This is a genomic window from Rhodothermales bacterium, assembly GCA_017643395.1.
Taxonomy (GTDB): domain Bacteria; phylum Bacteroidota; class Rhodothermia; order Rhodothermales; family UBA10348; genus JABDJZ01.
The window spans coordinates 230,870-249,881 of record JAEPNP010000003.1 but is presented as its reverse complement, the minus strand read 5'-3'; the positions used below and the strand labels follow the sequence as shown (position 1 = coordinate 249,881).

The 19,012-nt window shown below is 62.6% G+C and carries 18 protein-coding genes; 5 read left to right on the top strand and 13 right to left on the bottom strand.

The window, feature by feature from the left end; all coding sequences use genetic code 11:
* Positions 1-61 precede the first annotated feature (61 nt).
* Together JJ896_11595 and JJ896_11590 are read right to left on the bottom strand one after the other, a co-directional pair.
* Positions 62-1,360, bottom strand: a complete 1,299-nt coding sequence (locus JJ896_11595; GenBank protein ID MBO6780287.1) for an amidohydrolase family protein — start codon at positions 1,358-1,360, stop codon at positions 62-64.
* Positions 1,361-1,638: 278 nt separating this feature from the next.
* A complete protein-coding gene (locus JJ896_11590; GenBank protein ID MBO6780286.1) occupies positions 1,639-2,706 on the bottom strand; it encodes an N-acetylmuramoyl-L-alanine amidase in 1,068 nt (355 codons plus the stop codon).
* A gap of 201 nt (positions 2,707-2,907) precedes the next feature.
* On the opposite strand from JJ896_11590, the gene JJ896_11585 reads away from it, so the two are divergent.
* Positions 2,908-5,799: a VCBS repeat-containing protein gene (locus JJ896_11585; protein ID MBO6780285.1), complete on the top strand. Its 2,892-nt coding sequence runs from the start codon at positions 2,908-2,910 to the stop codon at positions 5,797-5,799.
* Positions 5,800-5,844: 45 nt separating this feature from the next.
* Here the strand turns inward: JJ896_11585 and JJ896_11580 are convergent, their stop codons facing one another.
* The 7 genes from JJ896_11580 to JJ896_11550 form a co-directional block, all read right to left on the bottom strand.
* Positions 5,845-7,074 carry a cytochrome P450 gene (locus JJ896_11580; protein MBO6780284.1) on the bottom strand — a complete coding sequence of 410 codons (1,230 nt, stop codon included), beginning with the start codon at positions 7,072-7,074 and terminating at the stop codon, positions 5,845-5,847.
* Positions 7,075-7,178: 104 nt separating this feature from the next.
* Positions 7,179-8,003 carry a mechanosensitive ion channel gene (locus tag JJ896_11575; GenBank protein MBO6780283.1) on the bottom strand — a complete coding sequence of 275 codons (825 nt, stop codon included), beginning with the start codon at positions 8,001-8,003 and terminating at the stop codon, positions 7,179-7,181.
* Between the two features lie 3 nt (positions 8,004-8,006).
* Positions 8,007-8,516, bottom strand: a complete 510-nt coding sequence (locus tag JJ896_11570) for a hypothetical protein (GenBank protein ID MBO6780282.1) — start codon at positions 8,514-8,516, stop codon at positions 8,007-8,009.
* Between the two features lie 2 nt (positions 8,517-8,518).
* Positions 8,519-9,370 (bottom strand): OmpA family protein, encoded by an 852-nt coding sequence (locus JJ896_11565; GenBank protein ID MBO6780281.1) that lies wholly within the window; start codon positions 9,368-9,370, stop codon positions 8,519-8,521.
* A 276-nt stretch (positions 9,371-9,646) separates the two neighbouring features.
* On the bottom strand, positions 9,647-10,219 hold the full coding sequence (locus JJ896_11560) for a hypothetical protein (GenBank protein ID MBO6780280.1): 573 nt from the start codon (positions 10,217-10,219) through the stop codon (positions 9,647-9,649).
* Positions 10,216-11,568 carry a M20/M25/M40 family metallo-hydrolase gene (locus JJ896_11555; protein MBO6780279.1) on the bottom strand — a complete coding sequence of 451 codons (1,353 nt, stop codon included), beginning with the start codon at positions 11,566-11,568 and terminating at the stop codon, positions 10,216-10,218. The genes JJ896_11560 and JJ896_11555 overlap by 4 nt, the downstream gene beginning before the upstream one ends.
* Entirely contained in the window at positions 11,568-12,086 is a 519-nt protein-coding gene (locus JJ896_11550) for a hypothetical protein (GenBank protein ID MBO6780278.1), read from the bottom strand. The genes JJ896_11555 and JJ896_11550 overlap by 1 nt, the downstream gene beginning before the upstream one ends.
* Before the next feature lie 60 nt (positions 12,087-12,146).
* Between JJ896_11550 and JJ896_11545 the strand changes: the two genes are divergently transcribed.
* Together JJ896_11545 and JJ896_11540 are read left to right on the top strand one after the other, a co-directional pair.
* Positions 12,147-13,550, top strand: coding sequence for a hypothetical protein (locus JJ896_11545; GenBank protein ID MBO6780277.1), 1,404 nt, complete (start codon positions 12,147-12,149; stop codon positions 13,548-13,550).
* Between the two features lie 3 nt (positions 13,551-13,553).
* Positions 13,554-15,773 (top strand): hypothetical protein, encoded by a 2,220-nt coding sequence (locus tag JJ896_11540; GenBank protein ID MBO6780276.1) that lies wholly within the window; start codon positions 13,554-13,556, stop codon positions 15,771-15,773.
* A gap of 31 nt (positions 15,774-15,804) precedes the next feature.
* Here JJ896_11540 and JJ896_11535 read toward each other — a convergent pair whose 3' ends face one another.
* The gene (locus tag JJ896_11535) at positions 15,805-16,338 is read right to left on the bottom strand and encodes an inorganic diphosphatase (protein ID MBO6780275.1); all 534 of its coding nucleotides are present in this window, start codon (positions 16,336-16,338) and stop codon (positions 15,805-15,807) included.
* 107 nt (positions 16,339-16,445) lie between these two features.
* On the opposite strand from JJ896_11535, the gene JJ896_11530 reads away from it, so the two are divergent.
* Positions 16,446-16,949 carry a hypothetical protein gene (locus tag JJ896_11530; GenBank protein ID MBO6780274.1) on the top strand — a complete coding sequence of 168 codons (504 nt, stop codon included), beginning with the start codon at positions 16,446-16,448 and terminating at the stop codon, positions 16,947-16,949.
* 2 nt (positions 16,950-16,951) lie between these two features.
* Positions 16,952-17,881, top strand: a complete 930-nt coding sequence (locus tag JJ896_11525) for a hypothetical protein (protein MBO6780273.1) — start codon at positions 16,952-16,954, stop codon at positions 17,879-17,881.
* Between the two features lie 93 nt (positions 17,882-17,974).
* Here JJ896_11525 and JJ896_11520 read toward each other — a convergent pair whose 3' ends face one another.
* The 3 genes from JJ896_11520 to JJ896_11510 form a co-directional block, all read right to left on the bottom strand.
* On the bottom strand, positions 17,975-18,139 hold the full coding sequence (locus JJ896_11520; GenBank protein MBO6780272.1) for a DUF1328 domain-containing protein: 165 nt from the start codon (positions 18,137-18,139) through the stop codon (positions 17,975-17,977).
* 285 nt (positions 18,140-18,424) lie between these two features.
* Positions 18,425-18,595 carry a hypothetical protein gene (locus tag JJ896_11515; protein MBO6780271.1) on the bottom strand — a complete coding sequence of 57 codons (171 nt, stop codon included), beginning with the start codon at positions 18,593-18,595 and terminating at the stop codon, positions 18,425-18,427.
* A 247-nt stretch (positions 18,596-18,842) separates the two neighbouring features.
* Positions 18,843-18,998 (bottom strand): hypothetical protein, encoded by a 156-nt coding sequence (locus tag JJ896_11510; GenBank protein ID MBO6780270.1) that lies wholly within the window; start codon positions 18,996-18,998, stop codon positions 18,843-18,845.
* Positions 18,999-19,012: the final 14 nt, after the last annotated feature.

The following is a 19,012-nucleotide window of genomic DNA, read 5'->3' as shown; positions in this document are numbered from 1 at the left end:
TCCTAGGCGTCCCCCTCACTTAGCGTTCTCCACCCTTCACGGGGTGAGCTATGTGCGCCCGTCAGTTCTCACGGATCTCCAGCTCCAGCGGGATGTCCCAGACGAACTGTCCGTCGCGCACGTAGACCAGGCCCCGCTTCATAACGAAGTCGGCCTGCTTGAGCACCTCCGGATCCTCCAAGGGATTTCCCGGAAGGGCGATGATGTCTGCGTGTTTCCCGACGGTCAGCGTGCCCTTGGTGTCCTGCCAGCCCATGAGCCCGGCAGGATTCACGGTCAGTATGCGCAGCAGATCCGCCGGCGTGACGCCCGCATCCCTGAAGGAATCCAGAAACTCCAGGGTCATCGATCCGCGGGTTTCGCCAGGATTGTAGTCTGTGACGTCAGCGCCGAACGCGATGGTGACACCGGCCTCATAGGCTCGGCGCAGCCGTTCGATGCGCGACAGATAGGCCTGTTCGGCCAGCTCATCGTCGTATCCGGTGAAATATCCGCTGTAGGACCTCGGAAAGTCGGTGCCGACCAGCACGATGCCCTTCTCGACCATGTCGGCGAGGTTCTGATCGGTCAGCTCCCACGCGTGTTCGAGAGAGTGCACTCCGGCCGCAATCGCGTTGGCCGCACCCCGATATGTAGCCACGTGCGCGGCCACCTTCGTTCCGGCTGCCGTGACTTCATCGACGACGAATCGCACGTCCTCTTCGGAATACACGTATCCCCAGTCGTCCACAACAATCTTGATCAGGTCCGTGCCGTAGTGCAGGTTGGCCCGGATGCCCTTTCGGAGCTCATCGTGCGTGTCCGCCACGATGTATTCGGGCTCTACCAGGTCTGGATTGGTCTTGGGCACGTGAAACTGGCCGCCGAACGGCGCAATGATCCGGCCGACCCCTTGCATGTCCGGGCCCGCCACCCAGCCTTCGCGGATTGCGCGGGCCAGATCCAGATCGCCATAGTACCCGTTGTTGCCAAGGTCCCGGATGGACGTAAATCCGGACTCCAGCATGGAGCGCGCGTTCGCGGTGCCCTGAATGGCGCGATACGCGGTGCTCTCGAGCACGTTGGTAATGAAGAACCGTCCGAAGTCGCGTGCCTGCTGCGTCGACAGCAGCATGTGGGTATGGGCATCCATCATGCCGGGCATCAGTACCCGCGCCCCGAGATTGATGACGCGGGTATGGGCCGGAATCGGTCCGCCGATCTGGATGATCTCCTCCCCATCCACCACAACGATGCCAGGGGTCACCAACTCCCCCCGTTCAACATCAATCAGTCCAGAAGCTTGAAGGGCGACGGGCTGGGCGAATACATCCTGGCCGACGGCGAGGGCCAGGAGCAGGAAGAGAGTCAGGAAGCGCACGGGTCTCGGGAGATAATGAGAACCCGAGTCTACGACGCTTCCGACGGCAGGGCTACCGGACCCTTCGCCCAAGTTGCCGTGCTTCGCCGCCCGCGACCTGCCGGTGTCACCGCACTGCGCTCGCGCAGCGCGCGCCAGGGCACGCTACTGCGCCGCCCGTGACCTGCCAGTGTCACCGCACTGCGCTCGCGCAGCGCGCGCCAGCGGCACGCTACTGCGCCGCCCGCGACCTGCCGGTGTCACCCCACTGCGCTCTCGAAGCGCGCGCCAGGGGCACGCTACTGCGCCGCCCGCGACCTGCCGCGCGAAGGCGTCGACGCTGCCTGCCGGAGCAGGCCTTCGGTGATCCACTCAGCCAGCGCCTGCCGGTTGCCGGGTTTGATGAGGCGAATCTGGTCGCCGGTGTGGCGGATGTTGCCGAGTTCCACGAGCACCGCCGTGGGCTTGGTCTTGTTCAGAATCATGAGTCCGTCCCGGCGTATCAGCTTGCCGTTGTAGCCCCGGCCGGGCTGATGGGCCGCGTACTGGGCTCGCATTTCAGTCTGCAGGACGCGTCCGAGGGAGCGTCCGGAGTCACTTGAGTAGGCAAAGTGCACATCAATCTGCGGCTGGTGTCGTCCAGCCATCGCATCCACGTGCACGGAAATCACCTGCTGCGACTTGGCTGTTGCCCGATTCTTGTCGTAGAGACGGTTGATCACGTCGCGGCGCTGACGCAGTCGGGTCACGTAGTTGCTCGACATGCGCACGTTGCCGTAGAAGAACTCGTCTCGATCTGGCGGGAGGTATTCAGAATCACGGATCCCATCGTTCGAATCCCGTACGATGACGTAGACCTTGCCTCCCTCTTCGACCAATCGTCTGGCGAGGCGCAGACTGGTATCGTACGCAATCTCGTCCTCCGGCATGGAGCGGCCGTTCAGACGACCTACCGATCCTGGATCGGGACCTCCGTGCCCGGCCACCACATAGTACACGTGGCCCGCCAGCCGGGAGGATTTCCGAACCACCATCTCGTGGTCGGGGCCGAAGATCGGGTAGCGCCGGGCCTGCGGCGCCGGCTTGGGGGCCTGAGCCACAGTTTCGGTCGACGATGTCGTCGGGGCCGAGCCAGCCGCGCCCGGCAGCTGGTAGGCGACCCCCGCCACGAGCTGATCACTGCCTTTCAGTCGCTCGGCGTTCAGTGCCTTGAAGGCTTCGACCCGCGCCGCATTGGGGGTGATGCCACTTCGGCGAAGCAGCCCCCAGATTCCTTCACCTGCCTCCGGCGTAGCCGTCTGAGCCCAGGCGTCCGGCGTCAGAAACAGTGCTGACAAAAGCAGGAGGACGGCCGGGAGTCGAGGCATGATTTTCGGGAGCTGAATCCCGATTTGTATCGGCCCGAAAACCGCGGTGATTAAAAAGAAAAAGCGCTTCCGGAGGCGGTTTCATGACCTCGGTTCGCGACGTCGACTCCCCACCATCGTCAGCCGACCGTTCACGCATATCGGTATTTGCTTTGGCCACGCGAACGCAGACCTTGCAGACTGCAATCAACCGCCCTTGGCATGCGCCTTGTTTTCGGCGTCGCGCTCCTGATTCTCGCTCATAGCGCAAACGCTCAGTCCTTCACGGAGGCAAGCGAATTACTGCTCGACAAGCCCACCGGACTCATCAGGATGACCGTCGCCGATCTGGACGGTGACGGACGATCCGACATCTACCAGGCAGGCACACTTTATCGTCAGCAGCCGGACGGCACGTTTATCAACGTAATCGGGGCCTCGGGCATCACGGCCGAGGGTCTTGCGCCGCTTCTTGCGCTTCCCGGTGATCCGAACGTGGACGGCCTGCCGGACATCGTGATTCTCAATCAGGCGCCCAATTCGCGCTACTACGAGAACTCAACGGCCTATAGGTACCTGCTGGCGAACGGGGAACGAAACCTGAATACGAGGACGCTCTCTATTGGCGGTGCCTGGGGTGACTTTGATGTGGACGGCCGGATTGACCTGTTTGTAGGCTCAGCGGACGGCGCGCACGAACTGTTCCTGACTTCGAGTGGTGGCCAGTTCACCAACGTCTCCCAGACAAAGAGAACCAACAGTTTTGGAGGCGGCTGCGGGATCGCCGTCAACGACATCGACAATGACCTTGACCTGGACGTGTATGTCGCAGCCTGTGGCAGCAATACCCGAAACAGCCTGCTGGTGTATGACCACGTCCGCGACCGGTTCAATGAGGGCGCGCAGACGTTTCAGGTTGCTACGACCCGCTTCTCGCACAGTGCGGTGTTCCTGGACTACGACAATGACGGCTGGCAGGACCTCTTTGTCGTAAATGCGCGCAACGACATTGAGAACGGCAGCAATCAGCTGTTCCGCAATCTGGGCGGCAACCGCTTTGAGGACGTCTCGGGAACGGCCGGAATTGAAGGCACCCCGACCGCCAGGCGCAGGCATTCGGCCGCCGCAGACTTCAACAACGACGGGTGGACCGACATCATGGTTACCACCGATGGCGGCGGGCATCATGTGTTCATGAATCAGGGCGATGGGACCTTCGTGGACGTCAGGCGGGAGGTTTTCCCCGTGCAGCCCGTGTTGTCCCGGTTCATTGCCGCCGATGTGAATGATGACGGGTGGGTCGACATCATGTTCGGATCGCCCTCCGGGAATCGCCTGTTCCTGAATGATGGAACCAACAACTGGGCCCGGATCGCGCTGCGCGATTCCAGCCCGAACAGGCAGGGACTCGGCGCCCGGGTTCGAGTCACAGCCGGCGGGCTCACCCAGACAAAGGTGATGGTGCCGGGCGGCGGCAGTGTCTCTCAGGGTCAGGACGCCCTGCTGCACTTCGGCCTGGGCGATGCGGCACAGATTGACGAAATCCGGGTGACCTGGCAGGACGGTGTGGAAGATGTACTTACCGGGCAGCCGGCGAATCAGCTGCTGATGATCGGCCGAGGGGGAGGCCTCAATCCTCCCCCCTCACGCTTCCTGGTGAACGCGCCCGATGATGCCGCCTTCTTCGACACCTCCCGCACGGCGATCGACTTTTCCTGGGAGCCTGCGACCGACGCGGACGCGGTCTCCTATACGCTGCATATTCGCGCACCGGGTACCACCCTGCGCTTCCCGAATCTCACATCGCCTTCGCTGAGCGTCGACACGGATGTACTCGGCAAGGATCAGGTCTACTCGTGGTCGGTGGTAGCCTGGGACGGATTCAGCGCCCGCCCAAGTACGAACATTCGCACATTCACTTTTGGCGATCCCGCACGGGCAGTTTCGACCATCACGGCGCCGGCCTTGTTCAACCACTCGCTTGCGGGCATGGAGAGCGGGCAGGCTCGTTTCTTTGATCTGGACGGAGACCTGGACCTGGATCTCTTCCTGGTCGGGTCAACGGGGCAGCAACCTCTGGGCGGGGTCTACCGGGCCACCGATCAGGGTGTAACGACAACCACTGGAGGTGCAGAGTTCTTTTTCAAGAGCCTGGCCAATACCGGGACAGGGCTCGAGCCTGTGCTCGACCCCCGACTGACCGTAGGCGATTTCGATTCAGACGGAGACACGGACGCCATCGTAACCGGGATCCATCGGGACTCTGGGGAACCGACCCTGACGCTCTATTTCAACTTCGAAGGCAGTATGGTCTCAGGCGGCTTGGGTGCCGCCGCACGCTGGGGCGGGCCCCTTGAAATTGCCGATATCGACGGCGACGGAGACAGCGATCTACTGATCTCGGGCAGCACAACGAACGCACCACCCTACGCGGCAGCGACCGTCATACTTGAGCGCGTCGACGACACGTTCGTCGAGCTGGCTACACTTCCCGGCGCCATGTTCGGAGACGCCGATTGGTTTGACGCAGACGGCGACGGGGACCTCGACCTCGCCCTGACGGGGGATGCGGACATCGGTAACCCTGTGACTGCTGTCTATCGCAATGACGGGGACTCCTTTGCCGAAATTACGCTACCGGTGCCCGGCCTCATGTTCTCGAGTGCCGCCTGGGCCGACTACGACAATGACGGACTGGGAGACCTGCTGATATCAGGCGGCGCGCTGACCAGCGAGTTGTTGGTAGGCACCACGGTGTTGCTTCGGCAGCGGGCCCCGTGGGATTTTGAAATTGTAAGCACGCCCTTGAATCAGCTCATGGGTGGCCGAGCGTTGTGGGGTGACTATGAGGGTGATGGGGATCTGGATATTCTCATCTCCGGTGCCACCTCTGTCCTCGGCGAACAGATTGGCCGGGTTTTCCGCAATCAGGAAGGTCGATTCGTGGCAGAATTGGACTTCCAGGGCGCGCTGAACGGGGACCTGGTGGCCGGTGACTACAATCTGGACGGAGACCTGGATTTCATGGTTTTCGGACTGGCCCCGGACGGTACCCCGTCGCTGAACTTCTTCATCAATCAGCAGGTGGCGGAGCCGGTGCCGACTCAACAGTGACCCTGCGTGTGAGCGCTCACGGCCCATCCGCCGGGCGCGCGTACGTCAGCGCCGCTCCGCCCGCACGGGCATCCCCCCATCCATCAGGACCGCTACGCGCACTTCGACCGGCGCCTCTCCACGCGGCCGGTCTTGCAGCTCGAAGCGAAAGTGCTCCTGCAGCTGGTGCGTCAGGATTCGGGCCTCACTGATCGCCATTCTGCGACCCAGGCATGCATGGGCTCCGTGTCCGAAGGGCAGGTACGCGTAGGCATCAATGCCCGTGGTGCCTGCGCCATTCAGAAACCGATCGGGCAGAAACTGCTCGGGATCCGGCCAGATGTCGGGGCGCATGTGCACAACGAACGGAACGAAGACCACCAGGTCCCCTTTTCGCAGGGACAAGCCGGCCAGTTCTTCTTCTCGACGCATTTCCCGCCAGTAGATCCACAGCGGTGGGATCAGCCGCATCGATTCCAGCGCGCAGGCCTCGGCATGCACCGGGTCCTGGCCCGCTCGTTCCGCATGACCTGATTCCTGGGCGAGCTGCCACTGCGTCCACGTGACGGCCGAGCCCACTGAATCGACGGCGGCGACAAGAAACGTCGCCACCTGGTCACGGAGTTCGCCCTCATCCAACAGCCCCATCGACTCGGCGTCCAGAAGGCCTTCCATCAGCGGTGCCCGCACCGAAACTTCCTTGCGAGCCGTGGCGATCATCTCATCCACGAATGCATCGAGCACAGCCAGAGCACGCCGCTTTGCACGGGGATGCAGGAATCTCCTGGCCAGTGGCCTGTTGACCGGTGCCAGGACCCGGTAGCGTATGGCGCGCCCGGGGGTGGCGTAGTGCATCGCGGTCTGGATCGCCTCCGAGATGCGGCCGGAAGGACCGGGAAACGGCTTCACAAGCAGGTGCTGCACAGCCGTTCGCAGGGTGGTCTCCATGACCAGTGCCTGAAGATCAACCACGGGCCCATCGTCCGTAATACGCGCGATCAAACGCTTCGCTTCCCCCTCCGTGATGGCGGCCAGCCGATCCTCCGCGGAAGCCTTGAAGTACGGCGCCAGGAGTCGACGCTGGCGCTTCCACTTCTCATGCGGCGAGGACGCGACCCCCTCACCCGCCGGGGGAAACCAGAACGCCAGATCCGGGGTGCGTCTGTAGAGCTCACCCGGGCCGGTGAGGGCCTTGGCCGCTACCTCCGGGTCCGTCACAATGAAACACCGGAACGGACCGGACTCCAGGCGACAAAACGGACGGTCCTCGCGAGCAACTTCCAGGAGCGCGCGCATGGGGTTTTTCCCCATCGCCAGTAGAAACGATGTGCTGAAGCGGTTCGGCGTCACGCCGGATGATAGCAGGGCCGAAGCCCGGACAGAATCACCCGCACACGTCTTTACAGAGTGTCCGCACTCGGCGCTTCGTGGAGCTGAACCAGTTTCCGGGGTGCCCAGCCGCCGGCGCGATAGTGGCTGCCCAGCGCACGATTCACATCGAAAATGACGTCCTCGCGATCCACCGGAAGCACCGACACCTCCAATTGGAGGCGAATGGCGTTTTCTCCAAATTCGGAGATCTGTACTTCAGGCACAGGCTCCGGGATCACGCGGCTGCAGGCCGCGGCCGCATCCATCAGGTGCTGGGTCACCGCGTCAAGGTCTGCGTTCACCGAGACGGACAGCGGCACTTCCACGCGCACAAACTCTGCCGTGGAATAGTTGGTGATCGGCCCTCCAATGACCTCGGCGTTGGGCAAGACAATGGTCTCGTTATCGAGCGTGCGTAGTGTCGTCGAGAAGATGTCGATGTCCACGACTTCGCCTTCGGCATCGCACGTCTCCACGTGATTGCCGATGCTGAACGGCCGCAGCACGGCGATCACCAGGCCGGCGGCGAGGTTTGTGAGCGCCCCTGTCAGGGCCAGGCCCACAGCCAGACCGGCCGCACCCAGGGCGGCCAGGATGGCCGAGATCTCCACGCCCAGGTTGTTGACCGCGATGAGCGCGACTACGGCAAAGAGCACGTAGAAAACGATGTTGGCTACGAAACGAATCCCCGTTTCGTCCAGATCCCACTTGCTGGTGGCCTTGCCGGAGAGCGTCGACAGCTTGCGCGCGGCCCACAACCCGATAAAGAGGATCGTGAGCGATCCGATCAGGCGCCCACCAAATCTGGCCAGCAAGTCCAGAATGCCGACCAGGACTTCATTTTCAAGCTCCATGGATTATTGCGGCTTGCCGCCGCCTTCGCGCCAGCTCAAGTCTTTCTGGTAGGCCTTGAGTGCATCCCAGTCGCCACGCGCGGCCATCGCGGCCTGGTCCGGCCAGACTTCCTCGTTGGCGATGTCGGTGAGCCGTTTTGAGCCGTACGCGCGCACGATTTCCTGGAGGCGCGGTACTGGCGTGCGCGACAACTCCGCAAACGTCTCGATGCCGGCGTTGTTGAGGAGTTGCTCCATCTTTGGACCGATGCCCCAGATGATCTTCAGGTCGTCCTTTCCGCCCCCGGAGGCAGCGGCAACGGCCGCGGCAGCGCCGGCTGCGGGTACCGGAGCTGCAGCCACGACAGGAGCGGCTGCCGGTGCCGCCTTTGACTCCCGGCATTTCTTGAGCGCCGCCTCGAGTTCCTCGACACGGTCTCGATTGGAGTTACGCCAGATCAGCCAACCGATGAAGAGGCCGATCGCAAACGCAATGAGCAGGCAGATAAGGATCTGGAGGAGGAGATACGACATGGCTACAGACCGAATCGGAATTCTACACGGCGGTTACGGGCACGACCGTCTTCGGTCGCGTTGGTGGCGATGGGCCGGGTCTCCCCGTACCCCACGGACGTGAAACGATTCGCATCCAGTCCTCGCCGCACCAGGAAGTCCACGACGGATTGCGCCCTGGCGCGGCTCAAGGTCATGTTGGAATCGAACCCACCTGTGTTGTCGGTGTGCGCCTCAATCTGCACACGCGTGTCTGCGCAGTCGTCAAGCACGGAGACCATCTGGTCCAAAATCAGGCGGTCCGCAGGAGTGAGAGCCGCGCTCCCCGATTCGAAGTTGACGGTACCCTCGGCCAGAACCTGCTCCAGGCTTCCCCGGCAGGCCAACAGCTGGCGATCTGCCTCGGTCTCCGCGGTGCGGATCTGGTTGTCCAGGGGGCCCCAGGGCCACTGAGGTCTGGCCACGGACTCGGCCTCGTCGGCCTGGGAGGCATCCGTCGCCACGCCCGACATTTCCAGCGTACGGTCATCCCGCTCAATACCAACCCAGCCGAAATCTGCGTCGCTCAGCGCCTCACGCACCGGGTCGACGTCGTTGTCGCTCATTTCGTGGACGAGAGTCTGGTCGTAGACCTCCGTCACAGCTTCGGTGCCGTGAACCGCGGACACGGCGGCCGCGACGACATCCTGGTTCGGAGCCGTACCGGTCAGCGTGATCCAACGGCCATCGGCTTCCGCCGTGGCCCAGTCATACCCGCCGGCCGCGAGGGCCGCGTCGGCGGTTGCCTGGACGTCGCGCTCCACGTGGCACGAGCATACCAGCGTCAGGAGGGCGATCAGAATGAGGCCCACGAACAGGGGGATCGTGGATCGCATGGTGCCTGTGTTGATTCAGGAGGGGGCAGCGAGAAATAACCGCCCCTTCACGAAAAGTCAACGGTAGGCTGTCGGCTTTTTAAGGTTGGGGTCGCTCCGGCGGGCTTCGCGCGCGCCGCATTTGGCGCCGACGTGTAATACTGGCCCCCGATTACACTTCACGGCCGGAGCGCAATCTGGCCCATGTGTAAAACCACCCCCATTCTCCACCTTCACCGGCCGAGAGAAGCCACAAACATAACCGCGCCACCGAATTCCACATCGTCGCCAAATCGCTCAGCGCCGGTACCCCCGCACACTCTCGACGGTCAGTGTCTGGGCGATGGGGTCTTCGCCCAGATCCAGATCGAGTTCAATCAAGCTGAAGTCGCTCTGCGGCCAGGACACGTTGTGGCGAGAGGACTGAACATACATGGGCAGCAGGCCGGAGACTGAGCGAGGCGGCAGCCCTTCAAACTCAAACTCAATCGTGCCCCACACGCTGGTGACAATCCAGTCGCTGTCGTTCCTGAGGTAGAGCACGTAGCCGTCACGGTCGGAGCGGTCGTAGGCGACCCTTCCGTCTGACAGGGCGCGCTGCCCCGCCTGGACCACGAGACCGGCCTGCTCGGGCGGAAGGGGCGTGCGGAAGAACTCATCGAGCCAGCGGACCGGAGAGGTGTCGCTCAGAGGCCCGAGCAGGAATACAACCGGCATTATCCAGGCAAGCCGCCTTCTGCGTCGCTCGCGGGCGACCTTGGGATCAGGCTTCTCTTCTCGCCGCCGCCACTTCTGGAGCAGCAGGACGCCCCCCAGAATGAGGGGCACGCCAAGCAGGACCAGCAGCCTGCCAACCCCGACCTCGTTCACCGCGGCAGCCGCTCCTCCAGGTTCGCCAACGTCAACGCCATGACCCCCATCGTAGCCACTACGCGGTTCAGGTCATCCGGGGTCTGCTTGTCCACCATGTCGGCTTTGGTGTGGTGGTACCAGAAATACTCCCGACCCTCGACCTGGAGCCCCATTCCGGGCACGCCTTCGCGCATGATGGGGCCGATGTCCGCGCCACCGCCGCCACGTGTAATCGTGTCTGATCCGATGGGCTCCAGCAACGAGCCTATCGCCTGGACAATTTCAAAGGCTGCGTCCGACCCGGTGAAACCGAATCCGCGCGGGGTGAACACGCCTGAATCCGACTCCATGGCCGCGATATGGTCATCCAGCGCGTCCATATGCGTGTCACGGTAGGCATTTGCGCCCCGCAGGCCGTTCTCCTCATTCGTCCAGAGAACCACGCGGATGGTGCGTTTGGGGCGGATGCCCAACTCCTTCATGAGGCGAAGCGCATCCCACGCAGCCACGCAGCCGCCGGCATCATCCATCGCTCCGGTCCCCACGTCCCACGAGTCGATGTGGCCGCCGAACACGACCACCTGCTCCGGAAACTCTGATCCGACAATCTCTCCGACGACATTGCGAGAGAGCACATCCGGCTCATGGCGCGCTTCCATGTAGAGGCGCACCCGAACCGGCTGCCCGCGGTCCTGCATGCGCTGCATCATCATCGCATCCTCCACGGTAACCGCGGCGTGAGGGATGCGGGGCACCCCCTCCTCATAGGCAGAGTTGCCGGTATGCGGGGTGTACATCGAGCGTGGCCCGACGCTGCGCACCAGGCTCGCGATGGCACCGACCCGGGCCGCTTCAATCGCCCCCCGGGTGCGGTACTGAACCGTGGCCCCGTAGGTCAGAAACGCTGCATTGAAAAGAACAATCTTGCCCTTGGCCTCTTCCGCCCGGGATTCCAGTTCCCGGAAGGTCTTGACGACGAGCACATCGCCCGTCAGTCCACCGGCAGGAGTCCCAATGGAGTTGCCGAGTCCGAGAATGCCCAGCGATGCCTCCCGCGGCTCGAGCAAGGTCAGCGACTCGTTGCCGCGAACCCAGCGGGGCACCATAACGGGCTCACCGCGCACGTTCTCCAGGCCGTCAGACTCCATCTCGGCCAGGATCCAGTCTATCGCATCCTCAAGCGCCTGCGTGCCGCTGAAGCGCGGTCCAAACGTATCGGTGAGGTAGGCCAGGCGCTCATAGGAGTCCTCGCCGTCCATCGCGGCCTCGATCAGCCGCTCCGCATCGGCGCGGTGATCATCCAGCCACGCGGGCTGTGCCGCAACCGTCGGAACGGCCAGAAGCAGGGCCAGAAGACAGGCCCGCATCAGCTACCGAGCTTGAAGAACACGCCTCCGCGAATGGCAAAGTCGGTCCCGCCGCCGACCGTCTGATTGAGTTCGATGAACGGACGGTAGTTGCGATCTGCGCCGCTGAGAACCACCCCACCAAGAATGTTGAATCCGATGTCAGAATCCGTCTCGTCACCATTGGGAAGGGGTTCGTCGAAGCGAGTCAGGCCGATCATCAGGCCGCCGCCACCGTAGATTTCAGCACCCGCACTCTCAATCAGGTTGAACAGCACGTTGGCGTTGATCCGGGAGAGAAAAGCACCGTCGATGAACGGATAAATCTCGAAACCGAGCTGACCCATTCCGGAGCGTTCTCCGAGGTCAATGCCGAATTGGGCCTGTCCGCCAAGAAGAAGGTCCGTGCCTTCTGTGTTCAGGCCGACATGCACACCCAGTCGCGGCTGCGCGAACGCGTCGCTCGGCGTGAACGCAGCGACAAAGAAGATCAGAAGCAGAACGGTAAGGGAATTGCGCACCATCGAAGTATGGGTCATGTGGACTTGCTTGGCTGAATATAGAGCGGTTGTTTCCATGCGCAACGTACCCGGCCCTCCATGAATCGACGTTTCCTGCTGCTTCTGGTCCTGACTGCCGTCGCGCACTCCGCACAGAGCCAGGACTCTACCCGTTCAGCCACCTGGCGAACCGACATAGACGCCGAAATAGGCCTTCTCAGCATCGAAAACGAGGCCGGCGACAAGGAATCGTTCTTCTCAACGGTCCTGTTGCCGACGTTCAGTAAGGGAGACTGGGCGGTCGGCGCCCGGATCAAGTTTCGCGTGAATCAGGGTGGGTTTCGGTCCGAGGACTACAACTCGCTGGCCGACATCCTGTCCATTGCCCGTTTCGTGCAGTTTGGCGAAGAGCCTGAGACGGAGGACAAACGCTCTCCTCGCCATGTGCTTGGCGGCGAAATTGAGGAGGTCACCTTTGGCTATGGCCAGCTCATCAGCGAGTATCGGAATACCATCTCGGTCGACAACCCCAAGATCGGTGTGACCGGATCACAGGGTCGCCGCGACGTCTTCCTGCAGGGTCTGTTCTCAAGTATCACCGACCCGGGACTATTTGGTGCGCGGGGCGCTGTGTGGCCGTTTGAGGACAGGCAGGACTCCCGGTTCCGGGAGGCGGTCGTCGGTGCCACACTGGCCGGAGATCTCGACAATCAGGGCCGCCTGGTCAACCCGGACCGCGCAGGCGTCCCCTATGTGGCGGACGATGAGGTCGGCAACCCGCTCATCGGCGTGGTGCCCGGCGAAAGCGACGGCGCCCTGGTTATGATCGCTCTGGATGCGGCCATGCCCCTCCATTATCGCCACGTTGACAAGCTGCTTGTCTACTCGGAGGTGGCCAAGATCGTCGGATTCGGCCAGGGCCTGTCTCTGGGCCTCAACGGTCAGCGGCGCCGCGGCGATCTGTTCGTCGAGGGTTGGCTGGAGCAGCGCCTGATCGGCAGCCAGTACCTGCCCTCCTACTTCAACTCCCTGTACGAAGTGGAACGCGTGCAACGCGCCACCGTCGATGCAGGCGACCGGGAGATCGAGGCCTTCCAGTCGAAGCGCAACCAGTTGGCCGGACAGAACGAGACACTGATCGGCAGTTTCATCGCCGTGGAGGCCTCCGTGCGCCGCCGCTACAGGGTTCGCACCAGCTTCGAGCGCACCTGGAATAAGGCCGCATCGGACTGGTTTCACATCGACTTGCGCGTCTACGACCGCGACCTGCCCTACCAGATCCGTTTCACCTTCGACCGCATCAACATGGACGAGATCGAGGACATCTGGAACGGTCCGTCCGAGAATGGCATCATGCGGCTCGAACTGGCCTACGCATTCTGGGAAAAACTTCTGCTCGGCTTTCGCTTCCGACAGACGTTTGAGCCCGTTGAGCGATTGGGTCGTATCGTAGGGCAGAGCAAGCAGACCCGCATCGCCCCCAACATCGTCGTGCGATTCTGACCCATGGCTGAAAACGACCGAGGGCACGGCTTCGGCACCGCCCCCGTCTTCTTCGCGGGAATCAGCACCATTCTTGGTGCGATCATGTTTCTCCGCTTCGGCTACGCGGTGGGCAATGTCGGCTTCAGCGGGGCGCTCCTGATCATTGCGATCGGGCACATGGTGACCATCCCCACAGCCCTTGCGCTGGCCGAGATCGCCACAAACCGTCGTGTGGAGGGTGGCGGCGAGTACTACATCATCTCGCGCTCGTTCGGCACCACCATTGGAAGCGTTATCGGGGTATCGCTGTACCTCTCGCAGGCCGTTTCGGTCGCCTTCTACCTGATTGCCTTCGCCGAGGCCTTCGACTTTGTAGCACCCTTTTTCCAGTCCTGGTTCGGGTTCTTCGATCCGCGCATCATCTCGATGCCGGCCCTGGCCCTCCTGCTGGTCCTGATGTTTACAAAGGGTGCCGACCTGGGTGTGATGGTGCTCTACGGGGTCGTGGCGATCCTCGGCGTATCGCTGGTGGCCTTCTTCGCCGGGGGGCCGGTGGACGGCTACGAACCCGGCGGCCAGTTGGCGGGCACGATCGTCGACGCAGACCCGTTCATCATAGTATTTGCCATCTGTTTCCCCGCTTTCACCGGCATGACGGCCGGCGTCGGTCTGTCCGGGGATCTCGCAAATCCCCGCAAGTCCATCCCTCGCGGCACGATCGCAGCGACCATTGTCGGCATGCTGACCTACGTCGCGATCGTGTACAAGCTCTCGGTCTCGGCACCGGCCGAACTACTGGCCGGAGACCAGATGGTGATGGGCAAGATCGCCGTGTTCGACTGGGTGGTTCGCGCGGGACTGATTGCGGCCACGGTGTCCTCGGCGCTGGGCTCCATTCTGGTTGCGCCGCGCACGCTGCAGGCGCTGGGAGCGGACGATGCGGTCCCGATGAGCCGCGCCAACCGCTGGGTATCGCGGGGGGTCGGCTCCGTCAACGAGCCCCGCAACGCCACGTTGGTGACGGGCGTGGTGGCCCTCATCACGATCGCCGCGGGTAACGTGGATATCGTTGCCCGGCTGATCTCGATGTTCTTCATGATCACCTACGGCTCCCTCTGCGCGATCTCCTTCCTGGAGCACTTTGCGGCGCGGCCCGGCTACCGTCCCTCGTTCCGCTCGCGTTGGTACATCAGTCTCTTTGGCGCAGTGATGTGCTTCCTGCTGATGTTCCAGATGGATCCGCTGTTCGCCATTCTCGCCATCGGCGTGATGGTGGCGATGTACATCGTGATTGCGCGGCGATCCCAGAGCGGCAATGACCTCGCGGCCATTTTTGAGGGGGTGATGACGCAGCTGAACCGCAAGTTTCACCTGCGCCTGCAGCGGCGGACTCCGGAAGAGGCCGCGGAGGAATGGCGACCCAGCATCATATCGGTCAATCAGCACACGTTTGAACGAAAGGCCCCTCTGGCCCTGATGCGATGGCTGTGCGCACGCCAGGGCTTCGGCACCTACCTGCACTTCATCCCCGGCATGCTGCAGCGCGAGAGCTTCCTCGAGAGCGAGCGCGTGCGCGCAAGACTCATCCGGCTGGCCCGGGAGCAGAAGAGCCCGGTCTACATGGACACGGTGGTAAGTCCGTCGATGACCAGTGCGCTGGCACAGACCCTGCAGCTGCCTGGCATCTCCGGCCTGCCCAACAACACCGTGCTGTTCTCCTTCAGCGTGCACGACGACGCTCAGGCCCGCGAATCCGTGGTCGATTCCTGCATTTTCGCGGCCTCGACGGACATGACCTCCATGGTCCTGCGGCACGGCGACAATTTCTTCGGCGACCGCAAGTCCATCCACGTCTGGATCACGTGGAACGACGCGACCAACGCCAACATGATGATCCTGCTGGCCTATATCCTGGTCGGCCACCCCGAGTGGGCAGACGCTGAAATCCGCGTGTTCGTAGCCCTGCCTCCGGGTCGTGTGGGGCTGGAGAAGAGTAAAATGGACTCGTCCGTGGAGACCGGAAGGCTGCCCGTCTCCGAAAAGAACATCCAGTACCTGGCGCTGGACTCGGTGGAGGAGTATCGCGATGAGGTGATCCGCCGGTCCGGAGAGGCCTGCCTCACCATCTTCGGATTCGATCTTGAGGGGCTGAAAGAACGAAGAGCCGCGGTATTCGAGAACCACCCCGAGCTCACCGAGGTGCTGTTCGTGCGAGCCCCGCGGCCGGTGGACATCGACTAGAGGGCCCGCGGGCCTCAGTTCCCATCGCCCGTCAGTCCCGGATTGTCTGACGGTATCGCGCCATGCCGTCCTGGATAACGGCCCGTGCCTTGTCCGGTCCCAGAAAGTCCTCGACCACCACCTCCTTCTCCTCGAGCACCTTGTAGTCCAGGAAGAAGCGCCGCAATTCCTTCAGATGGTGCTCCTGCAGCTCCCAGATGTGGTAGTACCCGTTGAACGCCGGGTCATCCAGGTGAACGCTGATGATCTTCTCGTCGCCCTCGCCCTGATCATGCATGTTCATCAGGCCGATGGGCCGCGCCCGCAGGGTCGATAGCGGCACCACCGGTTCCTGCATGAGCACCAGGATGTCCAGCGGATCGTTGTCGTCGCCCAGCGTCTGCGGAATGAATCCGTAGTTGGCCGGGTAGATCACGGACGAATACAGCATGCGGTCCACCCGCAGCAGCCCGGTCTCCTTATCGAGCTCATACTTGACCTTGGAGCCTTTCGGGATCTCCACCACCGCTTGAATCCATTCCGGCGCCTCGGGGCCGATGGGGATGTCGTGCCAGGGATGTGCCATGCTGACCTCCTCGGGATGGGGGTTGAGGGTAGTATGCGGTCCCCAGTCTTACTCGTTGCAGGCGCAATCGCAAGATGGGGAGAAGATGCGCGACGTATACTGCTTCCATGCGACTGCTCCCCCTCTGCCTGCTTCTGGCGCTACCCGTCTCCGCGCAGCAGGTAGGCCCGTCCTTTGAAGCCTACCCGGCCGGCGTGATCGTGACCGCCCGCTACTCCCTCGACACGGCAGACTCTTCCCGGGTCCACATCCACGCCGGAATGAACGCGACCAGCCGGCGCGACTGGGGCGAACATGACGATGAACGGGGTGCCGGCTTCGGTCTCGGCGTGGCTGGTCACCGGTACCTGCAGGGCAGACGATCCGGGCCGTGGGTAGGCCTGCGTATGGATGTCTGGCAGTTGACCATCGACTGGATTGACGATGGGCGCGTCGGTGAGTCCAAAGTCACCGTAGCCCAGCCCACGGCCAGGGCCGGCTGGACCCTGTCGCTGGGAAAGGCAGACCTGGACTTCAGTCTGGGCCTCGGAGCTGAAATCAACGTGCGAACCCAGGGCGAGGCCGTCGGCCAGGGTGCCATCTTACTGGGCGGCATCGCCCTCGGATACTGACCATGAAACATCTCCTGCTCGCAACTGCCCTCCTTCTGATGGGCTGCGCTGAATCCACAGACTCAGAGGCTCCGCTCGATACCCCGGAGCCGGAAGCGACCTCTCTCCTGGGCGATGCGCTCTTCCCGGTCCCGGGCGACTCCGCCACGGTGGCCCGCCAGACCGCGCAACTGGAGGAGGCACAGGCTAATTTTGACGCCGCTCCCGATGAAGTCGACTCCTACGTCTGGGTAGGACGCCGCATGGCCTACATGGGACGCTACCGGGACGCCATTGCCACCTACACCGAAGGACTCGACAAGCACCCGGACTCCCCGCACCTGCTGCGGCACCGGGGGCACCGCTATCTGTCAGTGCGCGAGTTCGACAACGCCATCGCCGATTTCGAACGCGCTGCGGCATTGACCGACGGGCAACCGGACGAGGTCGAACCGGACGGCCAGCCCAATGCTGCCGGCATTCCCACGTCCACGCTGCAGACCAACATCTGGTATCACCTCGCACTGGCTCACTACTACAAAGGCGAATTCGACGCGGCCGCAGCGGCGATGAAGACCTGCTTCGACCTGGCCGCCAACAATGACATGCGGGTCGCCGCCGCGGATTGGCTCTACATGGCTTACCGGCGACAGGGCATGGAGACGCTTGCGGACGCGGCGGTCTCCTTTGTGACGCCGGAACTCGAAATCCTCGAGAACCACAGCTACCACCGGCGCATCCTCATGTATCGCGGAATGATGGAGCCGGACAGCCTCCTGGGCGATGGGGCCGCGCTCGAAATGGCCACTCAGGGCTACGGCGTGGGGAATTACTACCTGGTAGAGGGCGATACGGCCCGCGCTCTGACCACGTTCGCAGGCGTGCTGGACACCGGCTTCTGGCCCGCCTTCGGGTACATCGCAGCAGAAGCAGACCTGGCCAGACTGCGTTAGGCACCGCACCCGTACCCACAAAAAAAGCCCTGGCGGACCGGGTGGTGTGATTCCCGATCCGCCAGGGCAGCAGCTGTTAGCTGGCGCGTTACGCTACGCTGTGACGCTTCTTCCTGTCACGAGCGAGATAATGGCCAGCACGAGGAAGACGAAGAAAGCAATCTTCGCAATTCCGGTTGCGGCACCTGCGATGCCGCCGAAGCCGAGCAATGCGGCAATGATGGCGATCACAAAAAGAACTAGGGCTGCCCTAAGCATAATAATGGGTCCTCCAAACTTGATTGTTGAACTCTGGCGCGCTCTATCCCGAACGCACTACCATTCTACCACTGCCAGAAGACAAAGTCTGTAAGTCCATCCAGCAAAGGCAGTTAGGACTGGATCCCTGTCCGTCGTAGGTGATCTCCTACACACTCTCGGTCCGGCCAAGAAAACGCCTGGCGGACCAGAGTTTGACTCGGGTCCGCCAGGCGATGCACCATCCCCGCGACGAAACTTAGAACGCGGGTTCGATCTCTACCTTCTTCGACTTCTTGTGTACTACTAGGTGACCGGCATGGCGCGTCGGCTGCGAAGCAGCGACACGACCGCCAGAAGCAGGATGACCACGAAAGCCAGCTTGGCAAGAGCGGCGTCCATGCCGCCCAGCCCTGCGAGGCCAAAGACAGCGGCGAGAACAGTCAATACAAATAGTAGAGTCGCTGTCTGAATCATGGGTTGTGGACCTGCTGCGGTCAGTCAATCAATAGCGCGAAGCCGTATTGCCGACCCGCGATTCAAGTATACGGGCACCCCGTCAGTTGGTCTGTAGGCAGGCCGTCCCTACTGCCTTAGGACGTTGGCCCTTCCGGTTGTCAGGCGGGTCCTACAGCCGTGTCAGGTGATCCTACAGAAAAGCCCCGGCGGAGCGGATCCGCCGGGGCTGACATCGCAGCTCTTCGCTGCCTTACTCAAAGCTGCCTTACTCAAAATCGTAGCGGTGGCTCTCCGCGGGCACCGCACGCTCAAACAGAAGCGTAATGGCCGTCAGGACCATGAAGATGATGAACGCAGTCTTGACAAATTTCAGCGCTGCAAGCGTGAGGCCTCCCAGGCCAAAGATGGTCGCCAGGACCATCAGAACGAAAAGTA

What these genes read in the sequence shown, in the direction of transcription:
- JJ896_11590 (MBO6780286.1), bottom strand. Translation starts at nt 2,706, where the DNA reads ATGCCTCGACTCCCGGCCGTCCTCCTGCTTTTGTCAGCACTGTTTCTG.
- JJ896_11585 (MBO6780285.1), top strand. Translation starts at nt 2,908, where the DNA reads ATGCGCCTTGTTTTCGGCGTCGCGCTCCTGATTCTCGCTCATAGCGCA.
- JJ896_11580 (MBO6780284.1), bottom strand. Translation starts at nt 7,074, where the DNA reads ATGCGCGCGCTCCTGGAAGTTGCTCGCGAGGACCGTCCGTTTTGTCGC.
- JJ896_11575 (MBO6780283.1), bottom strand. Translation starts at nt 8,003, where the DNA reads ATGGAGCTTGAAAATGAAGTCCTGGTCGGCATTCTGGACTTGCTGGCC.
- JJ896_11570 (MBO6780282.1), bottom strand. Translation starts at nt 8,516, where the DNA reads ATGTCGTATCTCCTCCTCCAGATCCTTATCTGCCTGCTCATTGCGTTT.
- JJ896_11565 (MBO6780281.1), bottom strand. Translation starts at nt 9,370, where the DNA reads ATGCGATCCACGATCCCCCTGTTCGTGGGCCTCATTCTGATCGCCCTC.
- JJ896_11555 (MBO6780279.1), bottom strand. Translation starts at nt 11,568, where the DNA reads ATGCGGGCCTGTCTTCTGGCCCTGCTTCTGGCCGTTCCGACGGTTGCG.
- JJ896_11550 (MBO6780278.1), bottom strand. Translation starts at nt 12,086, where the DNA reads ATGACCCATACTTCGATGGTGCGCAATTCCCTTACCGTTCTGCTTCTG.
- JJ896_11545 (MBO6780277.1), top strand. Translation starts at nt 12,147, where the DNA reads ATGAATCGACGTTTCCTGCTGCTTCTGGTCCTGACTGCCGTCGCGCAC.
- JJ896_11540 (MBO6780276.1), top strand. Translation starts at nt 13,554, where the DNA reads ATGGCTGAAAACGACCGAGGGCACGGCTTCGGCACCGCCCCCGTCTTC.
- JJ896_11535 (MBO6780275.1), bottom strand. Translation starts at nt 16,338, where the DNA reads ATGGCACATCCCTGGCACGACATCCCCATCGGCCCCGAGGCGCCGGAA.
- JJ896_11530 (MBO6780274.1), top strand. Translation starts at nt 16,446, where the DNA reads ATGCGACTGCTCCCCCTCTGCCTGCTTCTGGCGCTACCCGTCTCCGCG.
- JJ896_11525 (MBO6780273.1), top strand. Translation starts at nt 16,952, where the DNA reads ATGAAACATCTCCTGCTCGCAACTGCCCTCCTTCTGATGGGCTGCGCT.
- JJ896_11520 (MBO6780272.1), bottom strand. Translation starts at nt 18,139, where the DNA reads ATGCTTAGGGCAGCCCTAGTTCTTTTTGTGATCGCCATCATTGCCGCA.
- JJ896_11515 (MBO6780271.1), bottom strand. Translation starts at nt 18,595, where the DNA reads ATGATTCAGACAGCGACTCTACTATTTGTATTGACTGTTCTCGCCGCT.
- JJ896_11510 (MBO6780270.1), bottom strand. Translation starts at nt 18,998, where the DNA reads ATGGTCCTGGCGACCATCTTTGGCCTGGGAGGCCTCACGCTTGCAGCG.